The sequence below is a fragment of the Acuticoccus sp. genome (assembly GCF_965213555.1).
Classification (GTDB): Bacteria; Pseudomonadota; Alphaproteobacteria; order Rhizobiales; family Amorphaceae; genus Acuticoccus.
Genome location: NZ_OZ243890.1, coordinates 2,926,992 through 2,939,225, shown reverse-complemented (window position 1 = coordinate 2,939,225; position 12,234 = coordinate 2,926,992). Strand labels below are relative to the sequence as shown.

Annotated in this window: 14 protein-coding genes; 5 read left to right on the top strand and 9 right to left on the bottom strand. The window is 72.0% G+C overall.

What is annotated here, in order from left to right:
* Position 1: 1 nt before the first annotated feature.
* From ribB to fabI, 4 genes are read right to left on the bottom strand one after another with little or no spacing between them, the layout of a single operon-like run.
* Positions 2 to 1,093, bottom strand: coding sequence for a 3,4-dihydroxy-2-butanone-4-phosphate synthase (gene ribB, locus ACOOE8_RS13905; protein WP_420394711.1), 1,092 nt, complete (start codon positions 1,091 to 1,093; stop codon positions 2 to 4).
* Positions 1,094 to 1,098: 5 nt separating this feature from the next.
* The gene (aroC, locus tag ACOOE8_RS13900) at positions 1,099 to 2,184 is read right to left on the bottom strand and encodes a chorismate synthase (protein ID WP_420392043.1); all 1,086 of its coding nucleotides are present in this window, start codon (positions 2,182 to 2,184) and stop codon (positions 1,099 to 1,101) included.
* Entirely contained in the window at positions 2,184 to 2,786 is a 603-nt protein-coding gene (locus tag ACOOE8_RS13895) for a histidine phosphatase family protein (RefSeq protein WP_420392042.1), read from the bottom strand. Before ACOOE8_RS13895 ends, aroC begins: the two co-directional genes overlap by 1 nt.
* Entirely contained in the window at positions 2,786 to 3,610 is an 825-nt protein-coding gene (gene fabI, locus ACOOE8_RS13890; protein ID WP_420392041.1) for an enoyl-ACP reductase FabI, read from the bottom strand. Before fabI ends, ACOOE8_RS13895 begins: the two co-directional genes overlap by 1 nt.
* A gap of 91 nt (positions 3,611 to 3,701) precedes the next feature.
* On the opposite strand from fabI, the gene ACOOE8_RS13885 reads away from it, so the two are divergent.
* Positions 3,702 to 5,153: an FAD-binding oxidoreductase gene (locus ACOOE8_RS13885; protein ID WP_420392040.1), complete on the top strand. Its 1,452-nt coding sequence runs from the start codon at positions 3,702 to 3,704 to the stop codon at positions 5,151 to 5,153.
* Positions 5,154 to 5,155: 2 nt separating this feature from the next.
* Here ACOOE8_RS13885 and ACOOE8_RS13880 read toward each other — a convergent pair whose 3' ends face one another.
* Positions 5,156 to 5,872 (bottom strand): SOS response-associated peptidase, encoded by a 717-nt coding sequence (locus ACOOE8_RS13880; RefSeq protein WP_420392039.1) that lies wholly within the window; start codon positions 5,870 to 5,872, stop codon positions 5,156 to 5,158.
* 38 nt (positions 5,873 to 5,910) lie between these two features.
* On the bottom strand, positions 5,911 to 6,561 hold the full coding sequence (locus ACOOE8_RS13875) for a LysE family translocator (RefSeq protein ID WP_420392038.1): 651 nt from the start codon (positions 6,559 to 6,561) through the stop codon (positions 5,911 to 5,913).
* Positions 6,562 to 6,697: 136 nt separating this feature from the next.
* Here ACOOE8_RS13875 and ACOOE8_RS13870 point away from each other — a divergent pair, with 136 nt between their 5' ends.
* The 3 genes from ACOOE8_RS13870 to ACOOE8_RS13860 are packed head-to-tail and all read left to right on the top strand — an operon-like array spanning position 6,698 to position 8,933.
* The gene (locus ACOOE8_RS13870; RefSeq protein WP_420392037.1) at positions 6,698 to 7,516 is read left to right on the top strand and encodes a hypothetical protein; all 819 of its coding nucleotides are present in this window, start codon (positions 6,698 to 6,700) and stop codon (positions 7,514 to 7,516) included.
* Between the two features lie 5 nt (positions 7,517 to 7,521).
* Positions 7,522 to 8,310 (top strand): YgfZ/GcvT domain-containing protein, encoded by a 789-nt coding sequence (locus tag ACOOE8_RS13865; RefSeq protein WP_420392036.1) that lies wholly within the window; start codon positions 7,522 to 7,524, stop codon positions 8,308 to 8,310.
* 50 nt (positions 8,311 to 8,360) lie between these two features.
* Positions 8,361 to 8,933, top strand: coding sequence for a YfbR-like 5'-deoxynucleotidase (locus ACOOE8_RS13860; protein ID WP_420394710.1), 573 nt, complete (start codon positions 8,361 to 8,363; stop codon positions 8,931 to 8,933).
* On the opposite strand, the gene ACOOE8_RS13855 is transcribed toward ACOOE8_RS13860, so the two are convergent.
* Positions 8,921 to 9,421: a MarR family winged helix-turn-helix transcriptional regulator gene (locus ACOOE8_RS13855; RefSeq protein ID WP_420392035.1), complete on the bottom strand. Its 501-nt coding sequence runs from the start codon at positions 9,419 to 9,421 to the stop codon at positions 8,921 to 8,923. The genes ACOOE8_RS13860 and ACOOE8_RS13855 overlap by 13 nt on opposite strands.
* A gap of 52 nt (positions 9,422 to 9,473) precedes the next feature.
* Between ACOOE8_RS13855 and ACOOE8_RS13850 the strand changes: the two genes are divergently transcribed.
* Entirely contained in the window at positions 9,474 to 9,947 is a 474-nt protein-coding gene (locus ACOOE8_RS13850) for a PaaI family thioesterase (protein WP_420392034.1), read from the top strand.
* Between the two features lie 33 nt (positions 9,948 to 9,980).
* Here the strand turns inward: ACOOE8_RS13850 and ACOOE8_RS13845 are convergent, their stop codons facing one another.
* Both ACOOE8_RS13845 and ACOOE8_RS13840 read right to left on the bottom strand, forming a co-directional pair.
* Entirely contained in the window at positions 9,981 to 11,180 is a 1,200-nt protein-coding gene (locus ACOOE8_RS13845; protein ID WP_420392033.1) for an MFS transporter, read from the bottom strand.
* A gap of 130 nt (positions 11,181 to 11,310) precedes the next feature.
* Entirely contained in the window at positions 11,311 to 12,063 is a 753-nt protein-coding gene (locus ACOOE8_RS13840) for a class I SAM-dependent methyltransferase (protein WP_420392032.1), read from the bottom strand.
* Between the last annotated feature and the right edge of the window lie 171 nt (positions 12,064 to 12,234).

The window sequence follows — 12,234 nt, the reverse complement described above, 5'->3', positions numbered from 1 at the left end:
GTCAGCCGGGCTCGCCGACCGTCTCGGTCGCGCTGATCGTGATGCCGAAGCCCTCCAGCCCGACGTAGCGCCGGTCCTGCGTCGAGTGCAGCCGGATCGAGGAGATGCCGAGGTCGCGCAGGATCTGCGCGCCGAGCCCGACCTCGCGCCACTCGCGCACCCGCGCCTGGGCGCTGTCGTGCGCCTCGTCGCGATCGGCGACCACCGCGGACGGCGCGACGCCGACCCCGCCGTCCCTGAGGTAGACGAGGATGCCGCGTCCCTCCTCGCGGAAGCGCTGAAGCATCGCCTTCGGCCCGATGGTGCCGAACACGTGGTCGACCACGTGCTCGCGCACGAGCCGCACCGGCACGTCGGCGCCGTCGCGGATGTCCCCGATCACCACCGCGAGGTGCTGCATCGCGTCGAACGGCGTCTGGTAGCTGACCACGCGGGCGGTACCCCCCTCGAGCTGACGTGGCTCGTCGAGGACGCGCTCCACCAGCCGCTCATGCCGCTGGCGCCAGGCGATGATGTCGTTGAGCGAGATCTGCGTCAGCCCGTTCGCCTCGGCGAAGCGGCTGACCTCGGGACCTCGCATCACGGTGCCGTCGTCGTTGACGAGCTCGGAGAGGACGCCGACGGGCGGTAGACCGGCGAGGGCGCACAGGTCGACCGCCGCCTCGGTGTGGCCCGAGCGGATGAGGACGCCGCCGTCGCGCGCGATCAGCGGGAACACGTGGCCCGGCCGCACGAAGTCCGCCGCGCCCGAGTTGGGGTTGGCGAGGGCGCGCACCGTGTTGGTGCGCTCCTCGGCGGCGATCCCGGTGGTGAGCCCGTGCTTGACGTCGACGGAGACGGTGAAGGCGGTCGCGAGCGGTGCGTCGTTGTCGGCCACCATGGGCGACAGGCTGAGCCGCCGCGCGTTCTCCCGGCTCATGGGCGCGCATACGATCCCGGAGGTGTGGCGGACCATGAAGGCGAGCTTGTCCGGCGTCGCGAGGCTTGCCGCGCAGATGAGGTCGCCCTCGTTCTCGCGGTCGTCGTCGTCGGTGACGACCACCAGCTCGCCGCGCTCGAAGGCGCGCAGCGCCGCGGCCATGCGCCCCGCCATATCGCTCAATGGTGTCCCCCCGTCTGGCCGCGGTCGCGCAGGTAGTGGTCGGCGAGCACGATCGCCATCATCGCCTCGCCGACGGGCACCGCGCGGATGCCGACGCAGGGATCGTGGCGCCCCGTAGTCGAGACGTCGACCTCCTCGCCCGACCTCGTCACCGATCGCCGGGGCGTGCGGATCGACGACGTCGGCTTGACCGCGAAGCGCACCACGATGGGCGCCCCGGTGGAGATGCCGCCGAGCACGCCCCCGGCGCGGTTCGAGGTGAAGGTCGGACCATCCGAGCCCATCGTCATCTCGTCGGCGTTGTCCTCTCCCGTAAGGCGCGCCGCGGCGAACCCGTCGCCGACCTCCACGCCCTTCACCGCATTGATCGACATCATCGCCGCCGCGAGGTCCTGGTCGAGCTTGCCGTAGATCGGCGCGCCCCACCCGGCGGGGACGCCGTGGGCCTCCACCTCCACCACCGCACCGACGGAGGAGCCGGCGCGGCGCACCTCGTCGAGCCGCTCCGCCCAGCGTTCCGCCGCTGCAGCGTCGGGGCAGAAGAAGTCATTGCAGGCGGTGTGCTCCCAGTCGCGCGCCTCGGCGGCGTCCCCGCCGAGCTCGACCAGCGCCGCGCGGATGACGACGTTCGACAGGACCGCTCGCGCGACCGCACCGGCTGCCACGCGCACCGCGGTCTCCCGCGCCGACGAGCGGCCGCCACCGGCGACGTCGCGCAAGCCGTACTTGACGTCGTAGGTGTAGTCCGCGTGCCCAGGGCGGTAACGGTCGGCGATCTTCGAGTAGTCCTTGGACCGCTGATCGACGTTCTCGATGACGATGGCGATGGGCGTCCCTGTCGTCGTCAAAGCGCCATCGTCGCCGGGGAGCACGCCGGAGACGAGGCGCACCGTGTCCGGCTCGCGCCGCTGCGTGGTGTGGCGGCTCTGGCCGGGGCGGCGGCGATCCATGAAGCCTTGGATCGTCGCCGGATCGAGCGCCACGCCCGGCGGGCAACCATCGACGACGCCGCCGATCATCGGTCCGTGGCTTTCGCCGAACGTCGTGACGCGGAAGAGGTGCCCGAAGGTGTTGTGGCTCATCAGAAGTCCTCCACAGCCCCATCGGCAAACACGAAGACGCGGTCCTGGGGCGCCGGCAAGCCGGGCACCTCATGCCACGGCGTGCCGCACAGGTGCCCGTAGAGTACGCGGTGGACGCCCCCGTGACTTACTGCCAGCGTGTCGCCCTCGACGGTTTCCAGCCAGGCGCCGATCCGGTCGGCAAGGTCGGCGTAGGTCTCGCCTCCGGGCGGGCGGAAGCTCCACTTGTCGCGCTTGCGCTCCGCAACGCGCTTGCGCTCGCCTGCGGCGCTCAGCTCGGCGTAGGTGTGGCCCGACCAGGCGCCGAACGCGACCTCTTTGAGGCGGTCGTCCGTCGCAGCGCACCCGTCGAGGCCAAGCACGGCGCGCACCAACGCCATCGTCTCGCGCGAGCGGCCGAGGGGCGAGGAGACGTAGGCGAGGGCCTCCGGCGGCATGCCCTCGTCCCACAGCCGCGCCGCAAGACGCTCGCCGTTGGCGATCGCCTGTCCGCGCCCGCGCGCGTTGATCGGGATGTCGAGCTGGCCCTGCAGCCGGGCCTCGGCGTTCCAGTCCGTCTCGCCGTGGCGAATGTGGAACAGGCGCACGCCGTCCGGCAGCATCAGTCGCCCGCCGCGACGACCTTGGTGATGTCCGGCGCGTCCACCGCCTTCATGCCGACGACGTGGTAGCCGCAGTCCACGTGGTGCACCTCGCCGGTGACGCCGCGTGCGAGCGGGGACACGAGGTAGGCGGCGGCGCTGCCCACCTCCTCGGTCGACACCGAGCGGCGCAGCGGCGCGTTGTACTCGTTCCACTTCAAGATGTAGCGGAAGTCGCCGATGCCGGACGCGGCCAGCGTCTTGATGGGCCCTGCCGACAGCGCGTTCACGCGGATGCCCGACGGGCCGAGGTCCGCCGCAAGGTAGCGCACCGACGCCTCGAGCGCGGCCTTGGCAACGCCCATGACGTTGTAGTGCGGCATCACCTTCTCGGCGCCGTAGTACGTGAGCGTCAGGAGCGACCCGCCCTCCCCCATCAGCGGCTCGGCGCGGCGCGCGATGTCGGTGAAGGAGTAGCAGGAGACGAGGAGCGAGCGGGTGAAGTTGTCCGCGCTCGTCTCGAGGTAGCGCCCGGTGAGCTCGCCCTTGTCGGAGAACGCGATGGCGTGGACCACGAAGTCCAGCCCGCCCCACTCGGCACGGACGTGGTCGAACACGGCGTCGACGGATGCGGTGTCGGTCACGTCGAGGTGGCCGGCCACGATGGCGTCGAGCGAGGCGGCGAGCGGCTCGACGCGCTTCTTCAGCGCCTCGCCCTGGTACGTCAGCGCAAGCTCGGCGCCCTGCTCACGGGCCGCCTGGGCGATCCCCCAGGCGATGGACATCTTGTTGGCAACCCCGAGGATCAGTCCGCGCTTGCCCGCGAGAATGCCGGAGCCGTTCATCAAGAAGCCTTCAGCGCGCGGGGTCGCGGGCGCGCCGCGAAGGATGTCCTACATAAAGGTGGCCCTGAACGAGAGCAAGCGGAGCCCGCCCGTGCCCGAAGCGCCGACCCTCGCCCAGCGGGGCACCATCGAGCGGTACCACGAGGCGATCGCGCGTGACCTCGGCGAGGGCGCGATCCTGTCCGACCGTGAGCTGATGGCGCCCTACCTCAAGGAGTGGCGCGACCTCTACCGAGGCGTGACACCGTTCGTGCTGCGGCCGCGCGACACCTCCGAGGTAGCGCGGATGGTCGTTCACGCGGCGGAACTTGGCGTCGCCCTGGTGCCCCAGGGCGGCAACACCGGGCTCGTGGGCGGGCAGATCCCGCACGAGCATGGCGCGGAGGTCGTCGTCTCGCTGACGAGGATGTCGCGCATCAGCCCGGTCGACCAGGAGGGTGCCTCGGTCACGGTGGAGGCGGGCGCGATCCTCTCCGACGTACACGAGGCGGCGGACGCCGCGGGGCTGCTGTTCCCCGTCTCGCTCGCCTCGAAGGGCTCGGCGCGCATCGGCGGCCTCATCGCCACCAACGCGGGAGGTGTCGGCGTCCTCGCCTACGGCAACATGCGCGATCAGGTCCTCGGGCTCGAGGTGGTGCTGCCGGACGGACGCGTCTGGAACGGACTGCGCGCGCTGCACAAGGACAACGTGGGCTACGACCTCAAGCACCTGTTCATCGGCGCCGAGGGCACGCTCGGCATCGTCACCCGCGCGGTGCTCAAGCTGCGGCCGAAGCCCCATGCCCTCGACGTCGCGATGGCCGCGGTGGCCGACCCTGACGCGGCGCTCGCCCTGCTGCGGCGCGTGCGCGGTGCGCTCGGCGACGCACTGACCGCCTACGAGCTCGTCCCACGCCTGGGCCTCGAGGTCGTCGCCAGGCACACCCCCGACACGCGACGCCCGTTCAGCCCTGTGCCGGAGTGGGCCGTCCTCGTGGAGGCGTCGACGATGCTGCCCGAGCGCTCCATGCGCGAGGCGCTCGAGGCGGTGCTGGCGCGGGCCTACGAGGACGGTCTGATCGCGGATGCGGTGATCTCACAGTCCCTCGCCGAGGCACGCGAGCTGTGGCGGCTGCGCGAGCTGATGTCGGAGGCCCAGTCCGTCGCCGGCGGCTCCATCAAGCACGACGTGTCGGTTCCGGTCGCGAAGGTGCCGGCGTTCCTCGCGGACGCCACCGCCGCGGCGCTCTCCGTGGTGCCTGGGGCGCGGCCGATCCCGTTCGGCCACCTCGGCGACGGCAACATCCACTTCAACGTCTCCCAGCCCGAGGGCGCGGACAAGGCCGAGTACCTGTCGCGCTGGGAGGCGATGAACGAGGCGGTCCACGCCGTGGTGAAGCGCTACGGCGGCTCCATCGCGGCCGAGCACGGCATCGGCCGGCTCAAGGCGCCGCTCGTCGCCGGCGTGCGCGACGCGGTCGAGCTCGACCTCATGCGCACTCTGAAGCGTGCCCTCGATCCCGCCGGCTTGATGAACCCGGGGCGCGTCCTGCCTGAGGGGTGAGCTCACAGGAGCGTCGGCTGCTTCTCCTCGGGCGAGGGCGCGGCCGGCTCGGGCCGGTCGTCGGCCGCCATCAGTCCGGCGCCCTCGAGCCGTGCGTTGCCGAGGCGCTCCGAAACAGGCCGCATCGCGTGGTCCACGCGCGCGGTCCAGCCGAGCGCCTCGATCGCATCGTCGTTGGCAGGGTCGAGCCAGCGGGCGAACGCTTCGGCTGGCACCGTCAACGGCATGCGCGTGTGGACCGTCGCCGCCAGGCCGCGCGCCTCGCCGGTGAGGATCGCGACGGTGTCGACCTCCTCACCGTTCGGCCCTTGCCAGGTCTCGGCGAGCCCGGCGAGCGCGAGGGGTCCGTCGGCGGTGAACAGCATGGGCACCTTGCGTGCGCCCTTGCCGCTCCCCTCGCGGGCCCACTCGTAGAACCCGGTAGCCGGCAGGAGCACGCGACGGCGTCGCAGTGCGTTGCGGAACGCCGGCTTGTCCGCCGCCGTCTCGGCGCGAGCGTTGATGAGCAGTGGGAAGTTCGTCGGATCCTTCACCCAGCTCGGCAGGAGGCCCCACCGCATCAGGGCGAGCTCGCGACCCTTCGGGCCCTCGCGCACGACGTGGACCGGCTGGGTCGGCGCGATGTTGTAGCGCGGCGGGAACGGCTCGACCTCGACCGCCACGGCGAACAGTCGCCGCACCGCGTCCGCGGGCATGGTGAGCTGGTAGCGACCGCACATGCGCAACCTCCTCGTCCGGGGCGGCCCGGCGCCGCCCCTCAGATGACGTTGAAGTACGTGACGGACAACCGGCCGAGGATGAGCGCCCCGAACGCCACGAGGATCGCTCCGGCGACGACGTTGACCTTGGCAAGCGCGCCCTCGTCGAGCCGGACGCGAAGGCGGGTGACGATGGCGGCGAGCCCGCACCACCAGCCGAGCGTGCCGATGGCGACCCCGAGCAGAAGCTGAGCGAGGCCGACGACATCCCCCTTCTGCGGCTTCCACTCGCCGAGCGCGCCGAAGTAGGCGAGGAAGCCAAAGATCGTCGCAGGGTTCGCGATGGTGAGGAAGAACGTGGTGACGGCCGTGCGAAGCGCCCCCTTGCGCGCCCCCTCCACTGGCAACGGCGCGCCGAAGCCGGGCTGGCGCCACAGGATGCGGGCGCCGAACAGGACCACCAGCACGCCGCCCGCGAGCTGGAGCAGCCGCGCGTGCCCCTCCACGAAGGCTGCGACGGTGGAGACCCCGAACACCGCCGCCGTGGCGAACAGCAGGTCGGCGAGCGACGCGCCGAGCCCAGCAGCGAGCCCGACCGGGAAGCCGTAGCGGAACGCGCGCTGCATGATCATGACGTTCACCGGGCCGACGGGCGCGGTGACGAACACGCCGCCCAGCATGCCGAGCGCGATGAAGGCGAGGGGCGTCACGCGGCAGGATCCCTCATCACGTGTGGGTTCGCTCTTGCGAAGGTGCTATTCGGTGCCTGGCATGGGATGGTCGCCAGGCGTGAGGAGAGGAGGCTCGCCCATGCACCCCACCGCATTTGGCCGGCATACGGCAAGGATGGCAACCGCGATCGTCGGCGCGATCGCCTCCGTGGTCGGCGCAGCGGCGTACGCGCCCCAGAAGGCGGAACCGGAGCGGGCACGCGCGGCCGAGGTCGGCGCCACCATGGGTCCCGTCCGGCCGACTGAGGGTGGCAAGTCCGACCTGCCGCCGGCCATCGAGCGCAGGCCGAGCCCGCCGTCGAACGGCGAGGCGGTGACGCCGGCGTCCGTCCCCGAGGGTGAGGCGGCGGAGCCACGACCTCCATCGGAACACCGGGCCATCGAGCCCGACCCCGGAGGCGTCGGCGACGAGGACCCCCATGCGGCCGACGAGGAGGTCCTTGCCACGCCTCCCCCCGCGCGCGCCCGCCTCGCCGACGTGAGCTGGGCGGCGGCGACGCTGCCCGAACCCGTCGCCGCGACCCGCGACGCCTTGCTCGGGGCGGCCCGAACCGGCGACGTCGAGGCGCTCAGGCCGTTGTTCGAGGGGCAGGCGCTGCCGCCGCTCGTCTCTGCCATGGGCGGCGTCGACGATCCGATCGCCTTCCTCAAGCGCCAGTCCGGCGACCGGGAAGGGCGCGAGATCCTCGCCATCCTCATCGAGCTCCTCGAAGCCGGCCACGTCCACCTCGAGAAGGACGGGACCTACGTCTGGCCGTACTTCGCGGAGGTGCCGCTCGCCGAGCTCGAGGCGCCGCACTACGTGGAGCTTTACCGGATCCTGACCTCCATCGACGTCGAGGAGATGGAGCGGCAGGGTCGCTACACGTTTTTCCGCGTCGGCATCGGGCGCGACGGTCGGGTGCGCTACTTCGCGGCCGGCGATCTGGAGTAGGGACGATGGGCATCCTCTCGGGCCGCAGCGTGGTGTCGGTGTCCGGCGCGGACCGCCTCGCCTTCCTGGACGGGCTGGTGTCGTGCCGCACCGCGACGCTGCGACCCGGCGACCTCGCCTACGGCGCCCTCCTCACTCCCCAGGGCAAGGTCGTGACCGACCTGTTCGCCCACGCACTGCCCGACCGCGTGGCGCTCGACGTCCCCTCCTCCATTGCCGACGACCTCCAACGCCGGCTGTCGCTCTACAAGCTGCGCGCTGCGGTCACGGTGGAACGCACGGACGAGCGCGTCGTCGTCGGCGAAGGCCCGGCCGACCCCCGGGCGGACGGGCTCGGCGGACGCGCCGTCGCCTCCGTCCACGGAGCCGACGACGACGAGGAGTACCACGCGGCCCGCATCGCGGCCGGCGTGCCCGACGCGGTGCTCGACTTCGAGCTCGGCGACGCCTTCCCGCACGACGCGAACATGGACCTCACCGGGGGCGTCGACTTCGCCAAGGGCTGCTTCGTCGGGCAGGAGGTCGTCTCGCGCATGCGACACCGCGGCACCGCGAGGCGCCGCACCGTGATCGCGGCAGCCGACGCGCCGCTGGAGTCCGGCGCGCCGGTCAGCGCGGGCGGCCGGGTCGTCGGACGGCTCGGCACGGTGGTCGGGCGGCGCGGCCTCGCGCTCGTGCGCATCGACCGCACCGGGTCCGAGGCGGACGTCGGCGGCACCCGCGTGCGCCTCTCCCCACCCCCCGGTGCGCCGTTCGCGCTCGCCGAGCCCACGGACGCCGGGACCGACGCTTGAGGGCTCGCGAGCGGGCGGAACCGGCCACGGCGCGCCGGGCGTGGCAGCGCATGCTGTCGGGCCGCAGGCTCAACCTCCTCGACCCCTCGCCCCTCGACATCGAGATCCGCGACATCGCGCACGGCCTCGCCCGGGTCGCGCGGTGGAACGGACAGACCGTGGGCGAGCACCCCTACTCGGTGGCGCAGCACTCCCTCCTGGTCGAAGCCATCCTCGGCGAGATCGTCCCGGCGAGCCCGGCCGACCGGCTCGCCGCGCTGCTCCATGACGCACCAGAGTACGTCATCGGCGACCTCATCTCCCCCTTCAAGGCGGTGATCGGCGAGGCGTACGTCAGCGTCGAGGCGCGCATCGCCGACGCGGTCGCGCTACGCTTCGCCCTCCCGCACGACGCGACCGGCGCCCGCCAGCGCGCCGTCAAGGCGGCCGACACCATCGCGGCCTACCACGAGGCGGTGACGCTCGCCGGCTTCGCCCCGAAGGAGGCGCGAGCAATCTTCGGCGCCCCCGTCCTCGAGCCCGACCGTCTGGTGACGCTCCTCGCGGCCCGGCCGACGCGGGAGGTCGAGCAGGCGTACCTTGCAAGGTTCGAGGCGTTGGAGGCGGCCCGTCAGCCCACCTGAGCGACGTCCGCGTCCGCGGTATGCCCGGCCGCCTGCTCCAGCTCAGCGAGCAGCGCGTGCAGCTTGGCGAGCCGCTCGGCACCGTAGCGTGTGACGAGCTCAGCCTCGGTCTCGCGCCACGAGCGCCGTGCGGCCGCGGCCGTGTCGCGCCCGTGCGCGGTGAGGCTGAGCCGCCGCTCGCGGCGGTCGTCGCCGGGCGCGGCGGCGACGAGCTCGACGAGCCGCATGCGCTCGACCGTCCTGGACAGCGTCGTGCGGTCCGTCCCCACTCGCTCCGCAAGCGCCGACAACGTCAGCGGCTCCTCCCGCGACAGCGCCGACAGGACGGCGTAGGTGACGATCGAGACCCCGTTCTGCGCCAACGCTCCGTCGTAAAGGTTCGTGACCTGCCGCGCGATGCGGCGCAGGCGCAGGCACGTGCACGGCAGCGACGTCGGCTCGTGCCGTGCATCTGCGGTCAAGGGATCGGAGGTCGGCTTGAGCGTCATGACAAGCATATAGTCGTGCGGCGGCTCGGGGACGACAAGTGAGGACACGGCAATGCAGGACATGAGACCCAGCGCCGATGCCGGCGCGGCGGGACCCCAAGGGCCGAGCGGGCTCGAGCGCCTGCGCCGATGGCTCGAGGAGGGCGCTGACCCCTCCATGGGACGGACGCTCGACTTCGCTCTGGTCGCCGTCGAGCCCGACCACGTCGTCTTTCGTGGTCAGCCGAACGAGCGCTTCCTCAACCCCATGGGCGGCGTGCACGGCGGATGGGCGGCCGCCGTGCTCGACAGCGCCCTCGGTTGCGCCACGGTCCTCAGCCTCGGTCGGGGCGAGTCGTTCACGACGCTGGAGCTGAAGGTGAACTTCACCCGCGCCATCGCGGCCGATGGACCGGCGCTGACCGCGGTGGGGACCATCGTCACCCGCGGTCGCCGGGTCGCGCTGACCGAGGCCCGACTGACCGACGACGACGGCAAGGTGTACGCGCACGCCACCTCCACCTGCCTGGTGCTGCCCGTGCCATGACGGCTGGCACCCGTGGCAGGAACGGCCCCTCGCTCAGGCCGGCGCGGCAGCGAGCCTCGGCGCCGGCGCGTCGCGGATCGGCAGGTGCACCAGCGCCGCGATGACGCCGAGCGCGACGCCGATCCACCACAGCATGTCGTAGGATCCCGTGCGCGCGTAGATCTCTCCGCCGAGCCAGACGCCGACGAACGATCCCACCTGGTGGGAGAAGAACACCACGCCGAACAGCGTCGCCATGTACCGCGGGCCGAACATCACGGCGACGAGGCCCGACGTCAGGGGCACCGTGGACAGCCACAGGAGCCCCATGGCGCAGGAGAAGAGGATGACGCTGGTCCCCGAGATCGGCGTCAGCACGAACCCCATGATGGCGGCGGAGCGCAGGAGGTAGAGCACCGACAGCGAGTAGGACTTGGAGTAGCGCTGTCCGACGGCGCCCGCGGCGAGCGAGCCGGCCACGTTGAACAGCCCGATGAGCGCGATCGCCGTCCCGCCGAGCGCTGTGCCGAGGCCGACGTCCTCGAGGTAGGCCGGCATGTGCGCGATGATGAAGGCGACGTGGAAGCCGCACACGAAGAAGCCGAACACGAGCAGGACGTAGCTCTTGTAGGCGAGCGCCTCCCTGAGCGCCTCGGACAGGGACTGCTGCGGCCCGGTGCCCTCGGGCGCCCGCCCCTGCAGCGGGATCGCGAGCGGCACGACGAGGAGCGAGATGACGGCGAAGATCAGCATCGCCTGGGCCCATCCGCCGTTGCTGATCAGGACCGCGCCGAGCGGACCGAACACGAACATGCCGAGCGAGCCCGCCGCGGTGCCGACGCCGAAGGCGAGCGAGCGCTTGGCCGGAGTGACCAGGCGCCCGAACGCGGACAGGACGATGGTGAACGAGCTCGCCGACATCGCGAGCCCGAGGAGCACGCCGAACATCACGTGCGTCGCGAGCGCGCCCTCCACGTGCACCGTCCCCACGAGGGCGAGCGCGTAGGCGAGGCCGCCGACGGCGAGGACGCGCGCCGAGCCGTAGCGGTCCGCGAGCGCCCCCGCGATGGGCTGACCGAGGCCCCACACGAGGTTCTGCAGCGCGAAGGCGAACGCGAACGTCTCTCGCCCCCATTCCCGGGACGCGACCAGGTCGTTCTGGAAGAGGCCGAACGAGGAGCGCTCGCCGAGGGAGATCAGGGCGATCCCCGAGCCGCAGGCGAGAATGAGCGGCAGGGAGTAGGAGCGGGCCATGGGGCCTCCATCGAGCGGGCGCTGAACGCCTAGTCCCCATTGCGTGCCGTGGCAAGCATGGCCTCATCGGCGGGTGCCCGGTCTTGAACCCCGCGGCACGAACATCCTGCTCCGGTTCAGCGAGGCGTCCTCAGCCCCTGACGGTGGCGACGGACCAAGGGTCGGCGTTGACCGCGCTCTCCGCCCCGGCGCGGCAGGCCGCCTCGTAGCGCGCGCGATCGGCGCCGTGCGCCCAGGCAGGCGAATGGGCGGCGAGCCACGACCCGGCGATCGCCGCGATGGGCCGGTCGAGGGCGAGCTCGGCCAACAACTCAGGGACGCCGTTGGTCCGGGAGAACCGCCCCCAGTTGGCGTAGTCGTGCCAAACGAAGATCCCGTTCGGTGCGAGGAGCGGCAGGAGGAGTTGGGTGTCCTCGCGCACCTTCTCGTAGGCGTGATCGGCGTCGACGAAGATGAGGTCGTAGCTGCGCGGGGCATCGTCCCTGAAGGCTGCGGTCTCTACCTGCGCCACCCGCCGCTCCACCTTGTCGGCGAACTCGGTGCCCCGGTAAGCCTCGCCGTGCCGCGGATCCCGGTCGACGGCGACGATCCTCGCGTCCGCGTCCGTGTGCCTGGCGAGCATCAGCGTCGTGTACCCGCGATAGCTGCCGACCTCGAGCAGACGCTTCGGACGCGCGCACACGGCGATCTTGGCGAGCGCGGCCACGTCGGCCAGCGGCGACGACCACGGGCCGAGCGGCATCTCGTAGAACGTGACCGGTCGGCTCGCGTAGTCCTTGTAGAGTGCGGCGAGGCTGAGGACCGGCAGCTTCAGCCGCCGCCGGTCGAGCGCCGACATCGCCGTCTCGAGGGACGGCCGCTTGGTGAGCAGGGTCGCAAGCATGGCAAGCTCGATCCGTGAAGGCGGGGACGGCCCGTTCGAGTTCAGCAACGCATGGTTGATATCACGTCAGCACGCGTCCGCTAGGCGCCTTTTGGCCGGCGAACGGCGCCTGCCGTTGAGCGGCGGGCTTCAGCTGCGACCCCTCGAGCGCACCACCGCACGCCACCTGCC